Here is a 19162-nt window from a genome sequence, read left to right as displayed (position 1 = left end):
GCCCCGCCGGGCGCGCCTTGAGCCGGGCATCTGCTGCGTTGTCGTCCGAGGATGCGGGAATCACCCTTCCGCGGCGGACGAGCGCCTTGCATCTGCCCGGCTCAAGGCGCGCAGAGCGGTATGGCATTCGTGCAGACCTTCCCTAGCGAACGGGCTCGGAAAATCACGGAGCGGGAGTGATCGCGACGCAACCGTCTGGCAACGGCCCCTCAGGCGCTCAGTTCGCGCCACTCCCCCGGGGCGAGTCCATCGAGGCGGTAGGGCCCGATCGCCACCCGGATCAGGCGTAGGGTGGGAAAGCCGACGTGGGCGGTCATGCGCCGCACCTGGCGATTGCGCCCCTCGCGCAGGGTGATTTCGACCCAGCTGGTCGGCACGCTCTTGCGGTAACGCACCGGCGGATTGCGCGGCCAGAGCCAGTCGGGCTCGTCGACCCGCTCGGCACCCGCCGGACGCGTGGGGCCGTCCTTGAGGGTCACGCCCTCGCGCAGGGCGCTCAATGCGGCCTCGTCGATCTCGCCCTCGACCTGGGCGAGATACACCTTGGCGAGCTTGTGGCGGGGATCGGCCAGGCGGTTCTGCAGCCGCCCGTCGTCGGTGAGCAGGAGCAGGCCCTCGCTGTCGCGGTCGAGCCGGCCGGCGGGATAGACACCGGGGCGGTCGATCCAGTCGGCCAGGGCGGCCGCGGGGCTGTCCGGCTCCCGGGTGAACTGCGAGAGGCAGTCGTAGGGCTTGTTGAAAGCGATCAGGGTCATGCCGAACGCACGAGCGGGGCGTCCCAGGCCTCCCAGCGCTCGATCTGCGCCGGGTCGGCGCCGGCCGCGTCGAGCAGGGCCACCAGGGCATCCCGGTCGATCCCACGCCAGGGCTGCGGGGTCTCGGCCAGCGGCAGGTCGCAGACGATCTCGGTCAGCCGCCGCGACAGGCGCACCTGGTCCTCGTGTTCCTGCAGCAGACGCTGGGCGCGCGGCGCGCCGCGAAACTTCATGCCGTAGACCGCCGAGAGGTTCTCGTAGATGCCATCGATGCAGCCGTGCTTTCGCAACAGCCGCGCCGCGGTGCGCGGACCGATGCCCGGCACGCCCGGGATGTTGTCGGCGACATCGCCGGTCAGCGCCAGCCAGTCGGCGATCTGCGCCGGGCGCACGCCGAAGCGCCGCTCGACGTCGCCGTAGGCCATCACCGAGCCGCGCATGGGGTTGTACCAGCGGTCGTCCGGACCCAGGAGCTGGGCGAGATCCTTGTCGCCGGTGACGATGGTCACCGCCCGTTCACGGTTGCGCAGCCGCCCGACCAGCGTGCCAATCACGTCGTCGGCCTCGAAACCGGCGTGGTCCAGCGCACCGAATCCGGCCGCCTCGGCCAGCTCGCGGCAGCGCGGGAACTGCTCCTTGAGATCGACCGGCGTGGGCGGGCGATGTCCCTTGTAGTCGGGGTAGATCGCCTGGCGATGGCCACGGCCGCAGGGCGCATCGAATACGGCGGCGATGACGGGTGCCGGCTGGTTGGGCAGCCAGGTCGATTCCAGCAGCGCCAGCAGGTAGTCGGCAAAGCCCAACAGGGCGTTGACCGGACGCCCGGCGTGATCGCTGCGCCCCTTGTCGTAGACGTGCCACGCCCGCCAGATCTGGGCGTGGGCGTCGATCAACCAGGCGCGGGACTGGGTCATCCGGCCCCCGGCATCGGGTGCGGGCGGTACGCCGTGCGGGCCACGCCATCGGCCTCGGCGGCCTTGGCGACCGCGGCGGGCAGGCGCTCGATCAGGCGCGGGTCGAACGGCTTGGGCAGGATGTACTCGGGACCGAAGGTCATCGCGTCGAGATCGTAGGCCTTGAGCACCGACGCGGGCACGTCCTCGCGGGCGAGTGCGGCCAGCGCCTCGACGCAGGCGATCTTCATGTTGGCCGTGATCCGCCGGGCACGACAATCGAGCGCGCCGCGGAAGATGAACGGGAAGGCCAGCACGTTGTTGACCTGGTTGGGGTAGTCGCTGCGCCCGGTGGCCATGATCAGGTCATCGCGCACCTGGTGGGCAAGCTCGGGCAGGATCTCCGGGTCCGGGTTGGCCAGGGCGAAGACCACCGGCTTGTCCGCCATGCTGGCGAGCATGTCCTCGCTGATCAGGTTGGGCGCCGACAGGCCGACAAAGGCGTCGGCGCCCACCAGGGCGTCGGCGAGCGTGCGCGCCTCGGTCGTCGCGGCAAAGCGGCGGTGATGCTCGGGCAGGTCATCGAGCCCCTCGTGGAGCACGCCGACGCGATCGACCACCAGCAGGTTCTCGCGCTTCAAGCCCATGTCGAGCAGGAGATTCAGGGTGGCCGTGCCGGCCGCCCCGGCGCCGACCAGCACCAGTTTCGCCTCCTCGAGGCGCTTGCCCTGCAGGCGCAGGGCGTTGGTCAGCCCGGCGGCGATGATGATCGCGGTGCCGTGCTGGTCGTCGTGGAAGACCGGGATGTCCATCGCCTCGGTCAGCGCCGCCTCGATCTCGAAGCAGCGCGGCGCGCAGATATCCTCGAGGTTGATGCCGCCGAAGGACGGCTCGAGCCGGCGCACCGTGTCGATGAAGGCCTGCGGGTTTTCCGCCTCGACCTCGAGATCGACCACGTCGATATCGGCGAAACGCTTGAACAGCACGCCCTTGCCCTCCATGACCGGCTTGGAGGCCAGCGGCCCGAGATCGCCCAGCCCCAGGATCGCCGAGCCGTCAGAGATCACGGCCACCAGATTGCCGCGGGCGGTGTACTGCCAGGCGGCGTCCGGGTCGGCGGCGATGGCGCGCACCGGCTCGGCCACCCCAGGCGAGTAGGCCAGGGCGAGATCGCGCGCGGTCTCGGTGGGCTTGGTGATCGCCGTGGCGATCTTCCCCGGCTGCGGGTTGGCGTGGTAGTCGAGCGCCTCGTGGCGCCGCTGATCGGCATCGGAACGTTGGGTCATGGGGGCCTGGACGATGTTGGCGTGTCGCTGCAAATGACGGGCGCACATCTTATCAGCGCCCGCCGGGCGAGTCAGGACGATCGTCGGGCCTCCAGGCGCCGTCGGCGCTATGATGCGCGCATGACCGCCTCGTCGCCCCTGACCGCCCGCCCGCTGACCACCACCCTCCTGTTGGGTGCGACGCTGCTGATCGCCTGGCTCGCCTGGGGGGCGCCCGCCGCCGACGACGGTGCCCTGCGGGTGATGTGGCTCGGCGGCGAGCGTTTCGAGATTGAACTGGCGACCACCCCCTCGAGCCGCCAGCGGGGACTGATGCACCGCTCGCCGCTGGCAGACGATCAGGGCATGCTGTTCGTCTACCCCGACGAGGCGCCGCGCTCGTTCTGGATGAAGAACGTCTCGTTTGCCATCGACATCCTGTATCTGGATGCCGACTGGCGCGTCGTGGACCGGCACGTGGCCGTGCCGCCCTGCCGCCAGGATCCCTGCCCCGGTTACCCGAGCCATGGCCCGGCGCGCTACGTGCTGGAACTGCCCGCCGGCACGGCCGGCCGCCTGGCGCTGGAACCGGGCACACGGCTCGAAGCGCCCACGAAAAAGGCCCCGGACTGACCGGGGCCTTTGCCGTCGAGACGGAGGTCGCGCCTTACTGCTGCTGAGCCGGCAGGATCAGGATTTCGACCCGGCGGTTCTGCGCACGACCCTCGGGGGTGTCGTTGGTTGCGATCGGGCGACTGAAGCCGTAGCCGACCGGCTGCAGGCGACTCGCGTCCACGCCGGAGCGGGCCAGGTAGCTGGTGACGCTCTGTGCGCGGTTGAGCGACAGGTCCTGGTTGTAGCTCGCCGAACCGGTCGAGTCGGTGTGACCCTCGACGCGTACCACGGTGTTCGGGTACTGCTGGATCGAGCGGGCCAGCTGATCGAGCGCGCTGCGGAACTGCGGCTTGATGTCGGCGCTGTTGGTGTCGAAGGTGATCGACTCGGGAGCCTGCAGGCGGATGGTGTCACCCTGGCGCTGCACGTCCACGCCGGTGCCCTGCATCTCCTGGCGCAGTTGGCGTTCCTGCTCGTCCATCTGGCGGCCGACCAGGCCGCCGACGGTGGCGCCTACCGCGGCACCGATCAGGGTGCCGCCAGTCTTGTTGCCCGAGCCGGCGATCACGTTACCGAGAATCGCGCCGGCACCGGCCCCGATGGTCGCCCCCTTGGCGGTCTTGTCCTGTTCACTGGTGTACGGGTTCTGCGCACAGCCAGCGGCAAGCAGCGCACTGGCGGCAACGGCGATCAACGTCATGCGTTTCATGTTCATCTCTCCTTGGATAATGGCCGGATCGGCCGGCCCCTCGACCGCTTTTGATCCGGCGAAATGTGTCACGCGGCCTTGCTCGACCGGTCGGCGGGCCTGTCAGCGCCCGCTGTGACTCCCGGAGATCCGGTTGGTTCCCCATACGTCTTGCGCGGGGAATGCCCGGGTCGCTCAGACGATGTTAGTGCATTCACGCAACGCCGACACGAGCGCGTCGACATCGGCCACCTCGTGGGCGGCGCTCAGGGTCACCCGCAGGCGCGACCCACCGGCCGGGACCGTCGGGGGACGGATCGCCGGCACCAGCAGGCCTCGCGCGTCCAGCCGGTCGGCCATCGCGACGGCCCGATCGGCCTCGCCCACCACCAGCGGCTGGATCGGCGTGGACGAGGCCATCCGCTCGAGCCCACCCAGGCCAGCCACGCCGGCACGAAACCGGGCGACCAGCGCGGCCAGGTGGTCGCGCCGCCAGGCCTCGTCGCGCACGATGGCCAGCGCGGCCCGCGAGGCCTCGGCCACGGCCGGCGGCTGGGCCGTGGTGAAGAGATAGGTACGCGCCCGCTGCAGGAGCACCTCGAGCGGTTCGGCGCCACCGGCGACGAAGGCCCCGGCGGTACCGAAGGCCTTGCCCAGCGTACCGACGCGCAGCACCCGTTCGCCCGGGACCAGGCCCGCGGCCTCGAAGCTGCCTCGACCGGTCTGGCCCAGCACGCCGAAGGCATGCGCCTCGTCGACGACCAGCCAGGCATCGAAACGCTCGGCCAGTTCGACCAGCTCGGCCAGCGGGGCGACGTCGCCGTCCATGGAGAACACCCCGTCGGTGAGGATCATGCGCTCGCCCGACGCGCGCTCGAGACGGGCCTCGAGATCGGCGAGGTCGTTGTGGCGATAGCGTGACAGCCGCGCGCCGGACAGCTGCACGGCATCAATCAGCGAGGCGTGGTTCAGCCGGTCGGCGATCACGGTGTCGCCGCGCCCCACCAGGGCGCCGACCACCCCGAGGTTCGCCATGTAACCGGTGGAAAACAGCCGCGCGTCCTCCACGCCGAGCCAGTCGGCCAACTCGACCTCGAGCCGGTCGTGGGATTCGAAATGGCCGTTGATCAGGTGCGCCGAGCCGGCGCCCACCCCGTAGCGGTCGATGCCCGCGTGCATCGCGGCGGCCAGTCGCGGGTCATTGGCCAACCCCAGGTAGTCGTTGCTGCAGAAGGCCAGCCGCTCGCGTCCGTCGATCCGCATGCGCGGCCCCTGCGGCGAGCCGGCCACCGTCAGTCGGCGGATCAGCCCCGCCGCGGCGCGCTCGTCGAGCCACTGTGTCCAGTCATGCTTTGTGATAGCGTCACCCTCACCGTAATCCAAGCGCCGCCCCGCGGGGCGGGCGCATCCCGAGGCTCGCCCCCATGCGTCTGCCGGTCAACATCTTCCTGTGGACATTCACCGCCACCCTGGTGCCGCTGGTGCTGCTGGTGTGGGGCGTGACCAGCTACAGCGAGCAGCGCTTCCAGAAGGAAATCAGCCGCGAGATCGACGAGAACATCGACTCGCTGATCGGCGAGATGAGCAACCGGATGCGCTACGAGCGCGAGGTGGTCGAGGGCATCGGCCAGTCGCAGGAAATCCAGACGATGCTCAATGCCCTGATGGCCTCGTCGATGGGCATCCGCCACCCCGAGCTGACCTCGATGCGCATCAATGCCAACCGCTTCCTGGCCGGCCTGCAGCGCACCGTGCCGGGGCTGGGGAGTATCCGTATTCTGGATGCCGCCGGCAACACGGTGATCAAGGTCACCTTGGGACGGGTCGCCTCGCCCTCGTTCGACAGCCTCGGGCAGGTGAACTACGTCGAGGAGGAATTCGACAACGAGCGGTTCCTGCAACGCCTCGCCGCCCTGCCCTCGGACCAGATCAGCTTCATGACCCTGCCGCTGGGCTTTGGCGACGCGCTGCCCGGGCGCGAACCGAGCACCCTGTACGCGGTGCGCCCGCTGCGCAACGTCGACGACCGCACCGCGGGCTACGTGGTGGTCAACACCTTCGGCGAGCAGCTCGACGAGATCCTGTCGTTCTCGCCCCGCCCGCGGGACGGCAAGGTGATGATCATCGAGCACAACCCGGGCACCCCGGCGCGCGACGGCATGATCCTGTTCGACGACCAGCGCGAGATCGGCTTTGTCAGCCCGTTCGAAAACGGCGAGACCAACGGCCAGCCCGATGCCCGGCAGATCGACGACGGCGCGTTCTGGGATGCCGCCGTGGCGCAATCGAACGGCTCCTACCTGAGCGAGGACGGCGAGACCCGCTACTACTACCAGGAATACCACCCCTACCCGCACAGCCTCACCTCGTGGTTCGTGGCGTTCCGGCTGCCGGCCGACATCACCACCGCGCCGTTTCGCGACATCCGCCTGAGCCTGTTCGGCTTCGGCCTGCTGGCACTGGTGATGAGCCTGCTGTTCGCCGGTCTCGGCGCGCGCTACTTCTCCCGGCCGATCATCCGGCTCTCCGAAAGCCTCAAGCGCTTTGCCGACGGCGATCGCGATCGCCCCATCCCGGTCGACTCGCGCACCACCGAGGTCCACGAGTTGCAGGCCTCGTTCCGCTACCTGACCGAACAGCTCGCCAGCGAGGCGCGCCGGCGCGACCGGGCGGAGAAAAAGGCCCTGCAGCAGGCCAAGCTCGCCTCGATCGGCGAGATGGCCGCCGGCATCGGCCACGAGATCAACAACCCGCTCAACAACATCCTCACGCTCACGCGCCTGATCGAACGCCAGCTGCCGGCCGAGCAACCCGAGCTGCGCGAGGACATGAGCGACCTGCGCGCCGAGGCCCACCGGGCCAGCCGCATCGTGCGCGGCGTGATGAACTTCGCCCGCCAGCTGCCTCCGGAGCACGAGACGGTCGCGGTGGCCGAGTGGCTCGAGGAGGTGATCGACCGCATGGAGCCGGAGGCCATGGAGGCCGACGTGCATCTCGCCCTGCTGAGCGCCACCGCCCGCTGCGAGGCCGAGTTCGATCCCGGCCAGATGGAACAGGTGGTCGCCAACCTGGTTCGGAACGCCATCCATGCCAGCCCGGTCGGTGGCCATATACTGATCCAGGCCGAATGCCTCGAGGAGATCATCCGCATCGAGATCCGCGACGAGGGCGGCGGCCTGCCGCTCGAGGTGATCGAACAGATCTTCGACCCGTTCTTCACCACCAAGGCGGTCGACCGCGGCACGGGCCTCGGGCTGTCGATCAGCCTAGGGATAGTCCAGTACCACGGCGGCGAACTCACGCTGGAAAACCGCCGCGACGCCGGCGAACCCGAGGCGAGCGGCGTGCTGGCACGCGTGGTGCTGCCTCGGCACAAGGCCCGCCCCCGCGTCATCCGCCCACCCGAACCATCCCAGTCACCCAAGCAACCCACAGCGAGCCCATGACGACACCCCGGTCAAACGACAACCCACCGGTAATCGCCTTCGTCGACGACGACGAACGCGCCTCGGACCTGTTCTCCCGCTACGCCCGCACGGAAGGGCTGACGGTGCACGGCTTCCAGTCCGTCGAGGCCGCCCAGACGTGGCTGGCCGACAACCCGGTCGACCTGGTGATCTCGGACCTCAAGATGCCCGGCATGAACGGGCTGGAGTTCCTTGAGTGGCTGCGCGGCGAATGGCCCGAGCTGCCCGTGATCCTGATCACCGGCTACTCCACCATCGACAACGCGATCCAGGCCCTGCGGCTGGGGGCGAGCGATTTCGTCAAAAAGCCCTACGATCCGGAAGAACTGATCGAGCTGGCGCGCCGACTGCTCCACGAGGGGCCGGCCGAGCCGCCCCCGGCCGTGGCGGCGGGCGAACGCGCCATGCTGGGCCAGTCGCGGGCGATCGAGGCGGTCTACCACATCATCGACAAGATCCGCGACGTGCGCATCAACGTGATGATCGAGGGCGAGTCCGGCTCGGGCAAGGAACTGGCCGCGCGCGCCACGCACGAGCGCTCCGACTTCGCCGGCACGCCCTACATCGTGATCGACTGCGGCGCGCTGACCGACACCCTCTTGGAGAACGAACTGTTCGGCCACGAAAAGGGCGCGTTCACCGGCGCGAACACGGCCAAGCCAGGCCTGCTGGAGGTCGCCAGTGGCGGCACGGTCTTTCTCGACGAGATCGGCAATATCTCGGATGCCATGCAGGTCAAGCTGCTGCGCGTGGTGCAGGAACAGGAGATCACCCGCGTGGGCGGGGTGCAGACTATCCCGATCGACGTGCGTTTTATCGTCGCGAGCAACCGCAACCTCGCCGAAATGGTCAAGGCCGGGGAATTCCGCCACGACCTCTACCACCGGCTCAACGTGGTGCGCCTGCAGATGCCGCCGCTGCGTGAGCGGCGCGAGGACATCCCAGTCCTGGCCCAGCACTTCATCGACGAATTCGCCGGTCGCTTCCGCCGTCCGGCCAAGCGCCTGACCGAGCGCGCCGAGCGGGCGATCCTCGACTACCCCTGGCCCGGCAACGTCCGCGAACTGAAGAACGCCATCGAACGGGCCGTGGCCCTGTCCGACAGCGAGGAGATCGATCTCGACCTCGCCGGCGAGGACACCGCCCCCGCAGCCGGGGACACCGGCGCCTCCGCCATCGATGCCGACCACCCCACGCTCGAGGAGCTCGAGCGGCGCTACATCGAGAAGACCCTCGACTACGCACAAGGCAACCGCGAGAAGACCGCCAACATCCTCGGCATCAACAAGTCGACCCTCTGGCGCAAATTGCAGAACTACGAGAAGAAGTGATCCGCCCTCTCGGCGCCGAGGGTGAGTTGATTGCAACGCCCGGGCGCGAAAAATTGCAGATTGCAACTTGCAACGGCGGCGCAAAATCACCCAATTCCTTTTTATTTCAGTTGGTTAACAACCTGGCACGGGGAATGCTTCATAGGGGGCGTGGACACCCACACATTAACGAGGAGTTAAGATATGCAAACCAAGCGTCGCGTATTTCTGAAGGGCAGCCTCGCTGCCAGTGCTGCTGGCCTGGCTGTTGGTGCCGGCCTGCTGTCCCCGCGTGCGGTCCTGGCCGCCGAGTGGCCGTCTGCCGCTTTCGATTCCGAGAGCATGGACAACGCCCTGAGCGAGCTGTTCGGCTCCGGTGACGTTGCCGACTCCGGCGACATCACTGTCAAGGCCCCGGACATCGCCGAGAACGGCGCCGTTGTCCCGGTCACCATCGAGTCCGCCATCGCTGACTCCAACAAGGTTGCGATCTTCGTTTCGAAGAACCCGACTCCGCTGGTCGCTTCCTTCGACCTGTCCGGCGCCAACCCGTTCGTCTCCACCCGTATCCGTATGGGCGAGACCGACAACGTCACTGGCGTGGTCAACGCGGGCGGCAAGCTGTACAAGGCGTCCAAGGAAGTCAAGGTAACCATCGGTGGCTGCGGCGGCTAATCAGCCTCTGAACCCGAAGTCATTGATTAAAGACAGATAACCCAAGAGGTATAGATTATGTCTACTATCCGCATGCGCATCTCTCCGGCCGGCGACGTTCTGGACGTGAAGGCCCTGATCCGTCACCCGATGGAAACCGGCAACCGCGAAGACAAGTCCACCGGCGAGAAGATTCCGGCGAACTTCATCCAGAAGCTGATGGTCTCCGTCAACGGTGAGCAGGTAATGGACGGCAACCTGTCGGAAGCCGTTTCCAAGAACCCGTACCTGAACATCAAGGTACCGGGCGCCAAGGGTGACGAAGTCACCATCTCCTGGACCTCCAACACCGGTGAGTCCGACGAGGCGACCCAGGCTGCCTAAGGCAGACTGACCCTCGGAACGACAAGGCCCGCCATTCGGCGGGCCTTTTTTGTGCGCGTTATCTTTGGCTTGTAACGCCCCATCACCTCCCTCGCCCCGCTCGATCGACTGATCGTCACCGGGGCCGGACGGTCAGCCGGGCGGCGCCTCCAGCCAGAAGGTCACCGGTCCGTCGTTGACCAGTTCCACCTGCATGTCCGCGCCGAAGCGACCGGTCGCAACGCGCCCGTCATGCCCCCGCTCGAGGGCCGCGACGAATCGGTCGAACAGCGCCTCGGCCTCGGCGGGATCGGCCGCGGGCGTGAAGCTGGGGCGGTTGCCGCGCCGGGTATCCGCCGCCAGGGTGAATTGCGGCACGGCGAGCACGCCACCGCCGGTCGCGCGCACCGAGCGGTTCATGCGACCGGCCTCGTCGGGGAACACGCGGTAGTTGAGCACGCGTCCGGCGAGTCGCTCGGCCTGCGCCGCGCCGTCGCCCTGCGTCACGCCCACCAAGCAGACCAGGCCCGCGCCGATCTCGCCGACCACCTCGTCGTCCACCCGCACGGCACCCCGCGTTGCCCGCTGGATCAGCGCGATCATGCGCGCCCCCCGTCGGCGAAGCGATCGGTGGCACGCACCAGGGCATCGACGATGCCCGCCTCGCTCGCGGCGTGCCCGGCATCGTCGATCACCTCGAAGCCCGCGTTCGGCCAGCGCTCGTGCAGGGCAAATGCCTGGTCGATCGGGCAGACCATGTCGTAGCGACCGTGCACGATGTGGCCCGGGATGTGGGCGATGCGATCCATGCCCTCGAGCAGGGGTGCATCGAGGAATGCGTCGTTCATGAAGTAGTGATTCTCGATCCGGGCAATCGACAGGGCGTGGTGGGCGTCGGCGAAGTAGTCGACCACCTCGGCCTCGGGGCGCAGCGTCGCGCAGCGTCCTTCCCAGACCGACCAGGCCCGGGCGGCGTGATACTGCGCGATCTGGTCCTCGCCGTTGATCCGGCGGTGATACGCCGTGACCAGCTCATCGCGCTCCTCGACCGGAATCGGCTCGAGGTAGTCCTGCCAGTGGTCGGGAAATACGTGGCTGGCACCGTCCTGGTAGAACCAATGGATATCCTGCCGACGACAGAGGAACACGCCGCGCAGGATCAGCCCGGTGACCCGCTCGGGGTGGGCCTGCGCGTAGGCAAGCGCCAGGGTCGAGCCCCAGGAGCCGCCGAAGACCAGCCAGCGATCGATTTCCAGCGTCTCGCGCAGCCGCTCCATGTCCGCGATCAGGTGGGCGGTGGTGTTGGCCTCCAGCCCCGCGTGCGGGGTCGAGCGCCCGGCCCCGCGCTGGTCGGGCAGGATGATGCGGTAGCGATCCGGGTCGAAGAATCGCCGATGCATGGGGCTGCACCCCGCCCCCGGCCCGCCGTGCAGGAACAGCACCGGCTGACCGGTCAGCCGTCCGCATTCCTCGACGTGCATCACGTGGCCGTCGCCGACCGGCAGGCTGTGATTGACCAGGGGTTCGATCGGGGGATAGAGCGTGCGCATGCCAACGGGCCTCGAATGACGGCGGTGGACGGGAGGCGACGAGCGCCTCCCGGAATTGGGCCCAGTGTAGCGTTGCCGGGGCGCGTCGGTGTAGCGCGTCACGGCGACTGCCTCGTGATCGGGCAGGCAGGTCCACGACTGCGTCGTGCCGGTGCAGCGAATCCGCGTCACCCCCGCTGTCGGCTCGACAGGACGCCGAGGAAGCCATGGTGCGGATATTGCTTTTCAGCCCGCACGGCATCAGCGGAGAAACCCATGTCACAACGCGAGCACATGCAACGCCTGGTCGAACTCAAGCGCGCCCTGGAGAAGGACATGGGGATCACCGTCGACATGTCTCGCTACGGCGTCGAGCAGCGCCTGCGGCGTCTCGCCCGGGCGAGCGAGGACCCGGCAGTCAAGGCCCTCGCCGACTCGCTCGACCAGCCCGCGGCTGCCGCCGAACCCGACGGTTCCCTCGAACCTGGCCCTCGCATCCGCGGCTACTACCGCGGCCGCCCCATCTACGACGACTAGGCCGGAACGCGACTGGTAAGATGGCGGGCACACGTACACGACACCGCCGACCCGTCGCATGCCCGTCACCCTGAAGAACAACCCGATCGACCCCGCGACCGTTCCGGCGTCGCGCTGGGCCACCCCCGGTCGCGGCCTGCAGAAGCGGGTCGCCCGCGCCATGATGCATTACCAGATGCTGCACCACGGCGACCGCGTTTTGCTGGGACTGTCCGGCGGCAAGGACTCGCTCTCGCTGCTGCACATCCTGCGTCACGTGCAACGGCGCGCGCCGATCGACTTCGAGATCGCCGCGATCACCGTCGACCCGATGGTGCCCGGTTTCGATCCGGGCCCGCTCGGTGAGTACCTCGCCTCGCTCGGCATCCGCCATTACCGGGTCCAGGAGGACATCGTCTCGCTCGCCGACGAGCACATGAGCGGCGATTCCTACTGCTCGTTCTGCTCCCGACTCAAGCGCGGTCTGATCTACCGGCTGGCCCGCGAGGAGGGCTTCAACGTGCTGGCACTGGCCCAGCATCTCGACGACCTGGCCGAGAGCTTCCTGATGAGCGCCTTTCACGGCGGCAAGCTCAACACCATGAAGGCGCACTACCTCAATGACGCCGGCGACGTGCGCATCATCCGCCCGCTGGTGGACGTGCGCGAGTCGGCCCTGATCGACTTCGCGCACCGCTTCGATCTGCCGGTGATCAACGACAACTGCCCGGCCTGTTTCGCCATGCCGACCCAGCGCGAGCACTTCAAGCAACTGCTTGCCGGCGAGGAACAGGACAACGGCCAGCTGTTCCACTCGCTCAAGTCGGCGATCGCCCCGCTGGTCGCCGACGGCGCCGACCGGGCGATCGCCCACGCGACGGCCCATGCCGCCACGCGGAGCTCGACCCGCGACGTGGCCGAGGGGTCGACCGAGGCGTCAACTCGCAACGCCCCGCAAGAGACCGCTCAATCGTGAGCAAGCGACGCGACACGGCGTGGTACCGCTGGCGTGGCCGGCTGCGACTGGGCGCCGCCCGCGCCGTGTTGGCTGGACTGGGCTGGCTCTCTCTCGGGGCGGCGCAGCGCCTCGGCAGCGGGCTGGGCCGGCTCGCCTGGGTTGCCCGGGGCTCGATGCGCCGGACGGTCGAGGACAACCTCGCCCGCTGCCTGCCCGAGACGAGCGCGGCGGAGCGCGAGGTCATCGCGCGGCGCACCCTGATTGAGACCGGCAAGGGCTTGATCGAGACCGCGCCCGTCTGGCGGTGGGGGCCAGCCGACATCGAGGCCGTGATCGTGGAGAGGCGGGGGTTCGATGCGATCGAGCAGGCGTTGGCGGCGGGTCGCGGCGTCATCCTGCTCGCCCCGCACATGGGCAACTGGGAACTCGGCGGGCTCGCCACGGCGGCGCGTGTGCCGACGACCATCATGTACCGCCCACCGCGCGAACCGGCCATGGAACGCCTGCTGGTCGAGGCCCGGGCCCGTACCGGTGCTTCCATGGCACCGGCCAACCTGGGCGGGGTGCGCAAGGCGTTGCGCGGGCTCAAGCGCGGCGAGCTGGTCGCCATCCTGCCCGACCAGGCACCGCGCCACGGCGAGGGCATCACCGCCCCCTTCTTCGGCCAGCCGGCGTTGACCATGACCCTGATCCGCACCCTATCACGGCGCACCGACGCCGCGGCCTTCACCGGCTGGGCCGAGCGCCTGCCCGAGGCGCGCGGCTTTCGCATCCACTACGAGCCGGTCACCGAGCCGGTCGGCCACGACGACCCGACCGAGGCCGCCGCCGCGCTCAACCGCGAGATCGAGCGGGTGGTGCGGGAGAAACCCGAGCAGTACCAGTGGACCTACCGTCGCTTTCGCCGCCAGGCGAGCGGCCGGGCCCGCCGCGAGCAGCGCCAGGCCGACTGAACACCCGCAGCACTCGATCAGCCGCGGTAGCGGTCTGCCTCGCCCGGCGGCGTGGTCTTGAAGTACTTGAGCGACCACATCAGTTGGGCGGGGTCATCGAGCACCAGCTCCTCGATCACGCGGTTGATCGCGGTGGCCGCCTCGCGGTCGGTACCGGCAGGCAACTCGACCGGCTCGAGAAAGCGCAACCGGTAATGCCCGCTCACCTCGTCGAGCTGCCCGATCACCGGATAGACCGGCCGCCGGCTGGCCCGCGCGAGCTTGCCCGCCAGCGGCAGGGTCGCCTTCTCCACGCCGAAGAACGGCGCGAACACGCTGTGCTCGGCGCCCAGGTCCTCGTCGGCGATATAGAAGAAGCTCCGCCCGGCACGCAGGGCGCGCAGGTGCGGGCCCATGCCCCGCTCGCGCGGCAGGGCCTCGGTGCCATGCCGGGTGCGCATCCCGCCGAACCACCAGTCCACCACCGGGTTGGTGGCGAATCGCTTGTAGATGGTCGAGCCCTCGACGGTCTCGGCGAGCATGGCCGCCGCCCACTCCAGCCCGACGCTGTGCACGGTCAGGATCACGCCGGGCTCGACGCGCAGGCGGTCGAGGATCGCCTGCCCCTCCACCTCGGTCTGGCGGGTCAGCTCGCCGCGACGCGCGCGCCGGATCCGACCGAGATCCAGCAGGGCGAGCAGGTGACGCTCGAGGTAGGTGGTCTGCCATTGCGCGCGGGTCGCCTCGGTCTGGTGCGGAAAGCACAGTCGCAGGTTGGTGGCGATGATGCCCGCCCGGCGCGGGTTGAGGCGCCGGTAGAGGCCCGCGCCCAGTCGCGCCACGCCACGGCGCAGCGGATGCCCGCCGATGGCCAGCAGGTAGAGCAGGCCGATCCCGAGCCAGGTCGGCCAGTAGCGCGGGGCCAGCAGCCCGCGCCGGAACACCGGCGGACCGACGCTGGCGGACGCCCGGCTCATCGACGCCAGAACATCGGCAGGAGGATGGCCAGCACGGTGAAGATCTCGAGACGGCCGAGGATCATGGCCAACATGCCCAGCCAGAGCACCGACTCCGATTCGGCGGCGAAGTTGCTGGTCACCGACCCGATACCCGGGCCGAGGTTGGCCAGCGTCGCCAGCACCGCCCCCAGCGCCGACTCGATGTCCATGCCGGTGAACAGCATGGCGAAGAAGAAGAACAGGAAGGTGAACATCCAGGCGGCGAAAAAGGCCCACACGGCACTGATCACGCCCGGGTCAAGCGGCCGGCCGCCAAGGCGGATGACGAACACGGCGTGCGGGTGGATCAGGCGACGCACCTCGTGGATGCCCTGGCGGGCGAGCAGCATGACTCGCACCGACTTCATGCCCCCGGTGGTCGACCCGGCGCAGCCGCCGATCACGGTCGTCATCACCAGCAGCAGCATCAGGAAGGGCCCGTAGGCGGTGTGATCGGTGGCGGTGTAGCCGGTGGTGGTGGCGAACGAGACCAGGTTGAACAGGTTCAGGCGCACCGTGTCCACCCAGCTGCCCTCGGGCCAGTTGGCGAGGAAGAAGGCCACTACCATCACCGCGACCGCGGTCAGCCAACCGATGTAGAAGCGCACCTCGGCACTGCGCCAGTAGGCGCGCAACGATCCGTGGCGCAAGGCGATGAAGTGCAGGGCCATCGGCAGCGCGCCGAGGATCATGAAGACCATGGCCGTGACTTCCATGGTCGGGTTCTGGAAGTAGCCGAAGCTCGCGTCGTGGGTGGAGAACCCGCCGGTGGCCACCGTGGTGAAGGCGTGGCTGACGGCATCGAACCAGGTCATGCCCTCGATCTTGTAGACCAGCGCGCAGAGCACGGTGATGCCGGTGTAGACCAGCCACAGTACCTTGGCCGTCTCCGAGATGCGCCCGGAAAGGCGCGAGTCCTTGATCGGGCCGGTCATCTCGCCCTTGTAGAGCTGCATGCCGCCCACGCCCAACAGCGGCAGGAAGGCGACCACCAGCACGATGATCCCCAGGCCACCCAGCCATTGCAGCTGCTGGCGATAGAACAGCAGCGAGCGCGGCAGCTCGTCGAGCCCGGTGATCACCGTCGCCCCGGTGGTCGTGATGCCCGAGACCGACTCGAATACCGCCTGGGAGAAACTCAGCCCCAGCTCCGGCTGCAGGTAGATGGGCGTCGAGCCGATCAGCCCCAGCACGACCCAGAACGACACCACGATCAGCAGACCGTCGCGCAGCTTCATCTCGCGCCGGTAGTTGCGTGTCAGCCCCCAGAGGACGCCGCCGAGGGTCACGCTGATGACGAAGCTGAGCGTGAAGGGCGTGAGGTTGTCGTCGCCCATGACCCAGCCGACCAGCCACGGCGGGATGAAGGTCAGGCCGAAGACCATCAGCAGGATGCCGAGAATGCGGATGACGATCAGTAGTTGCATCGAATCGTGCGCCCGGCCCTAGAAAAAGCCGAAGCCGACCGAGAACAGCTGCTCGATCTCGCCGATACGGCGCTTGTCGGTGAGGAACAGCACCACGTGGTCGTCGGAGTGGATCACCGTGTCGTGGTGGGCGATCAGCAGCTCGTCGTCGCGCAGGATCGCGCCGATGGTGGTGCCACGCGGCAGGTCGAGGGCGTCGATCCGTCGGCCGACCACGCGCGAGGTGGTCTCGTCGCCGCGGGCGATCACCTCGATCGCCTCGGCCGCGCCGCGCCGCAGGGAATGCACGCTGACCACGTCACCACGACGCAGGTGGGTGAGCACCTCGCCGATGGTGATCTGGTGCGGCGAGAGCGCGATGTCGATCGAGCCCATCTCGATCAGATCGACGTACTCGGTGCGGTTGACGATGCACATCGCCCGCCGCGCGCCCAGGCGCTTGGCCAGCATGGCGGCGAGGATGTTGTCCTCGTCGTCGTTGGTCAGGGCGAGGAACACGTCCATGTCCTCGATGTTCTCTTCCTCGAGCAGCTCGGTGTCCGAGGCGTTACCCGAGAGCACGATGCTGCGATCGAGCGACGCGGACAGCTCGCGGGCGCGGCGCAGGTTGTGGCTGATCAGCTTGACCTGGTAATCGCCCTCGAGCTTGCCGGCCAACGCACCGCCGATGTTGCCGCCGCCGGCGATCATGATGCGCTTGTAGGGCTTGTCGAGCGGGCGCATCACGCTCATCACGCGGCGGATATCGCCCTTCCTGGCGAGGAAGAACACCTCGTCGCCAGCCAGCAGGCGGGTATCGCCCTCGGGCGGCACCGAGGTCTCGTGGCGATAGATGGCCGCCACGCGCGTCTCGATGCCCGGCAGCAGCTCGCGCAGCCGGTGGATCGGCTCGCCCACCATCGGCCCACCGCGGTCGACCTCCATGCCGATCAACAGCAGCTTGCCGTCACCGAACTCGCGCACCTGCAGGGCATCCGGGTACTGGATCAGGCGCGCGATATAGTCCTTGATCAGACGCTCGGGGCTGATGATGAAATCCACCGGGATCGCCGCGTTGTCGAACAGCGCCGGGTGATCCTGGTAGTCGGTCACGCGGATGCGCGCGATCTTGGTGGGGGTGTGGAACAGCGTCCAGGCGATCTGGCAGGCGAGCATGTTGGTCTCGTCCGACTGCGTCACCGCGATCAGGATGTCGGCATCCGCCGCCCCGGCCTCCTGGAGCACGCTCGGCTGCGAGCCCAGCCCGGTCACCGTGCGGATGTCCAGCCGCTCCTGCAGCCAATTGAGTGCCTCGGCGTCGGTATCGACCACCGTGACCGAGTTGTCGGTCTCGGTCGCCAACGCCGTGGCCACGGAACTGCCGACCTGGCCGGCCCCGAGCACGATCACCTTCATGCGCTGCTCCCGGTGGAACGCTCGCCGCCGGTCTGGATACCCAGCGATTTCAGTTTGCGATACAGGTTGGTGCGCTCCATGCCCGTGCGCCGCGAGAGCTCGGTCATCGACCCCTCGACGTTCTTCAGCTGGGCGAGCAGGTAGCGTCGTTCGAACTCGTCACGCGCCTCGCGCAGCGGCAGATCGAGGTTCAGCGAGACCAACGCCGGGCTGTTGTCCTCGCCGCCCTGGTCCATCGGCGCGAGGCCCAGCGCGCGCTGGACCTCCTGCTCGTCGATCACCTCGCCACTGCCGAGGATCAGCAGCCGCTGGACCAGGTTCTTCAATTCGCGCACGTTGCCCGACCAGTGGTGGTAGCGCAGCAAATTGCGCGCGCCGATGGTCAGCTCGCGGCGCGGCAGCCCCTCGACCTGATGGGCGGTCTCGAGGTAGTGGGCCAGCAGCACCGGGATGTCCTCGGGGTGCTCGCGCAGCGGCTCGATGTGCACCGGCACCACGGAGAGGTGGTAGTAGAGGTCCTCGCGGAAGTTGCCGGCGCGCACCTCGGCCTCGAGGTCCTTGCGGGTGGCGGCGATCACGCGCACGTCGACGCGCACCGGCTCGTTGCCGCCGACGCGGAAGAACGACTGGCTCTCGAGCGCCGAGATCAGCTGCATCTGGGTCTGCTCGTCCATGTCGGCCGCCTCGGCGATGAACAGCGTGCCGCCGTTGGCCTGCTCGAGCAGCCCGTAGCGGATACGGCCGTCCTCCTCGGCGCCGAACAGCTCCACCGCGGCGTTCTGCCGACCCGACACCGCACTGCCGCCGGTATCGACGAACGGGAAGTGCCGCCGGGCCGAGTGTCGGTGAATGAAGCGCGCCAGCGCCTGCTTGCCGGTGCCCGGCTCGCCGGAGATCAGCACCCAGGCATCGTGGCCGGCGATCTTCTTCGCCTGCTCGCGCAGCTCCTGCATGTACTCGGAGTCGCCGATCAGGTCGAGCGGATCGACCTCGCCACGCTTGAGCGCCGCGTTCTCCTGCGCCAGGCGCCGGTTGTCGAGCGCGTGCTCGATCAGCAGCAGCAGCTTGTCGAGCGAGATGGGTTTCTCGATGAAGTCGAAGGCACCCAAGCGGGTGGCCTCGACGGCCGTCTCGACCGTGCCGTGGCCGGACATCATGATCACCGGCCAGACCAGCTGGTCTCGCTCGTGCCATTCACGCAACAGGCCGATGCCGTCCATCCCCGGCATCCAGATGTCCAGCAGGATCAGGTCGGGCCGCCGCACCGCGATCGAGCCGCGTGCCTCGGCCGCGTCGGCCGCGCTGCTGACGGTGAACCCCTCGTCCTCGAGCACGTCGACCAGCAGGTTGCGGATTTCGCTCTCGTCGTCGACGACCAGGATGTGTCCGATACTCAT

General features: G+C 68.5%; 19 protein-coding genes. 8 read left to right on the top strand and 11 right to left on the bottom strand.

All coding sequences use genetic code 11. The annotated features are described in order from the left end of the window. Positions 1–209 precede the first annotated feature (209 nt). Genes LV475_RS06315 through LV475_RS06305 form a run of 3 tightly spaced genes read right to left on the bottom strand, consistent with a single transcriptional unit; the run spans position 210 to position 2934 of the window. On the bottom strand, positions 210–755 hold the full coding sequence (locus LV475_RS06315) for a pseudouridine synthase (protein ID WP_136868033.1): 546 nt from the start codon (positions 753–755) through the stop codon (positions 210–212). Next, positions 752–1669 carry a 5'-3' exonuclease gene (locus LV475_RS06310; protein ID WP_250105957.1) on the bottom strand — a complete coding sequence of 306 codons (918 nt, stop codon included), beginning with the start codon at positions 1667–1669 and terminating at the stop codon, positions 752–754. The genes LV475_RS06315 and LV475_RS06310 overlap by 4 nt, the downstream gene beginning before the upstream one ends. After that, a complete protein-coding gene (locus LV475_RS06305; RefSeq protein ID WP_250105956.1) occupies positions 1666–2934 on the bottom strand; it encodes a malic enzyme-like NAD(P)-binding protein in 1269 nt (422 codons plus the stop codon). Before LV475_RS06305 ends, LV475_RS06310 begins: the two co-directional genes overlap by 4 nt. Positions 2935–3054: 120 nt before the next feature. Here LV475_RS06305 and LV475_RS06300 point away from each other — a divergent pair, with 120 nt between their 5' ends. Next, a complete protein-coding gene (locus LV475_RS06300) occupies positions 3055–3546 on the top strand; it encodes a DUF192 domain-containing protein (protein ID WP_250105955.1) in 492 nt (163 codons plus the stop codon). 34 nt (positions 3547–3580) lie between these two features. On the opposite strand, the gene LV475_RS06295 is transcribed toward LV475_RS06300, so the two are convergent. Further along, positions 3581–4237, bottom strand: a complete 657-nt coding sequence (locus LV475_RS06295) for a YiaD family glycine zipper/OmpA-like lipoprotein (protein WP_136868037.1) — start codon at positions 4235–4237, stop codon at positions 3581–3583. Positions 4238–4411: 174 nt separating this feature from the next. After that, positions 4412–5599 carry an 8-amino-7-oxononanoate synthase gene (bioF, locus tag LV475_RS06290; RefSeq protein ID WP_250105954.1) on the bottom strand — a complete coding sequence of 396 codons (1188 nt, stop codon included), beginning with the start codon at positions 5597–5599 and terminating at the stop codon, positions 4412–4414. Between the two features lie 41 nt (positions 5600–5640). Between bioF and LV475_RS06285 the strand changes: the two genes are divergently transcribed. The 4 genes from LV475_RS06285 (at position 5641) to soxZ (ending at position 10031) form a co-directional block, all read left to right on the top strand. After that, positions 5641–7662 (top strand): sensor histidine kinase, encoded by a 2022-nt coding sequence (locus LV475_RS06285; RefSeq protein WP_136867881.1) that lies wholly within the window; start codon positions 5641–5643, stop codon positions 7660–7662. Further along, the gene (locus LV475_RS06280; protein WP_250105953.1) at positions 7659–9014 is read left to right on the top strand and encodes a sigma-54-dependent transcriptional regulator; all 1356 of its coding nucleotides are present in this window, start codon (positions 7659–7661) and stop codon (positions 9012–9014) included. Before LV475_RS06285 ends, LV475_RS06280 begins: the two co-directional genes overlap by 4 nt. 183 nt (positions 9015–9197) lie before the next feature. After that, a complete protein-coding gene (gene soxY, locus LV475_RS06275; protein ID WP_250105952.1) occupies positions 9198–9668 on the top strand; it encodes a thiosulfate oxidation carrier protein SoxY in 471 nt (156 codons plus the stop codon). 57 nt (positions 9669–9725) lie between these two features. Next, the gene (soxZ, locus tag LV475_RS06270; protein WP_250105951.1) at positions 9726–10031 is read left to right on the top strand and encodes a thiosulfate oxidation carrier complex protein SoxZ; all 306 of its coding nucleotides are present in this window, start codon (positions 9726–9728) and stop codon (positions 10029–10031) included. A 132-nt stretch (positions 10032–10163) separates the two neighbouring features. Here the strand turns inward: soxZ and dtd are convergent, their stop codons facing one another. Together dtd and pip are read right to left on the bottom strand one after the other, a co-directional pair. Then, positions 10164–10613: a D-aminoacyl-tRNA deacylase gene (dtd, locus tag LV475_RS06265; RefSeq protein WP_250105950.1), complete on the bottom strand. Its 450-nt coding sequence runs from the start codon at positions 10611–10613 to the stop codon at positions 10164–10166. Then, positions 10610–11560, bottom strand: coding sequence for a prolyl aminopeptidase (gene pip / locus LV475_RS06260; protein ID WP_250105949.1), 951 nt, complete (start codon positions 11558–11560; stop codon positions 10610–10612). The genes dtd and pip overlap by 4 nt, the downstream gene beginning before the upstream one ends. 255 nt (positions 11561–11815) lie before the next feature. On the opposite strand from pip, the gene LV475_RS06255 reads away from it, so the two are divergent. The 3 genes from LV475_RS06255 (at position 11816) to LV475_RS06245 (ending at position 13966) form a co-directional block, all read left to right on the top strand. Beyond that, complete coding sequence (locus LV475_RS06255) at positions 11816–12076, top strand: hypothetical protein (RefSeq protein ID WP_250105948.1); 261 nt, start codon at positions 11816–11818, stop codon at positions 12074–12076. Positions 12077–12236: 160 nt separating this feature from the next. After that, positions 12237–13031, top strand: coding sequence for a tRNA 2-thiocytidine biosynthesis TtcA family protein (locus LV475_RS06250; protein WP_250105959.1), 795 nt, complete (start codon positions 12237–12239; stop codon positions 13029–13031). Continuing rightward, a complete protein-coding gene (locus LV475_RS06245; RefSeq protein WP_250105947.1) occupies positions 13028–13966 on the top strand; it encodes a lysophospholipid acyltransferase family protein in 939 nt (312 codons plus the stop codon). Before LV475_RS06250 ends, LV475_RS06245 begins: the two co-directional genes overlap by 4 nt. Before the next feature lie 17 nt (positions 13967–13983). On the opposite strand, the gene LV475_RS06240 is transcribed toward LV475_RS06245, so the two are convergent. From LV475_RS06240 to LV475_RS06225, 4 genes are read right to left on the bottom strand one after another with little or no spacing between them, the layout of a single operon-like run. Continuing rightward, positions 13984–14922, bottom strand: coding sequence for an LpxL/LpxP family acyltransferase (locus LV475_RS06240; RefSeq protein ID WP_250105946.1), 939 nt, complete (start codon positions 14920–14922; stop codon positions 13984–13986). Further along, positions 14919–16370, bottom strand: a complete 1452-nt coding sequence (locus LV475_RS06235) for a potassium transporter TrkG (protein ID WP_250105945.1) — start codon at positions 16368–16370, stop codon at positions 14919–14921. Before LV475_RS06235 ends, LV475_RS06240 begins: the two co-directional genes overlap by 4 nt. Before the next feature lie 18 nt (positions 16371–16388). Beyond that, positions 16389–17765 (bottom strand): Trk system potassium transporter TrkA, encoded by a 1377-nt coding sequence (gene trkA, locus LV475_RS06230; RefSeq protein WP_250105944.1) that lies wholly within the window; start codon positions 17763–17765, stop codon positions 16389–16391. Next, positions 17762–19162 (bottom strand): sigma-54-dependent transcriptional regulator, encoded by a 1401-nt coding sequence (locus LV475_RS06225; RefSeq protein ID WP_136867869.1) that lies wholly within the window; start codon positions 19160–19162, stop codon positions 17762–17764. Before LV475_RS06225 ends, trkA begins: the two co-directional genes overlap by 4 nt.

This window comes from Guyparkeria hydrothermalis, assembly GCF_023555375.1.
Taxonomy (GTDB): domain Bacteria; phylum Pseudomonadota; class Gammaproteobacteria; order Halothiobacillales; family Halothiobacillaceae; genus Guyparkeria; species Guyparkeria hydrothermalis.
Note: the sequence above shows the minus strand (reverse complement) of the source record. Positions and strands in the feature narration are given on the sequence as shown.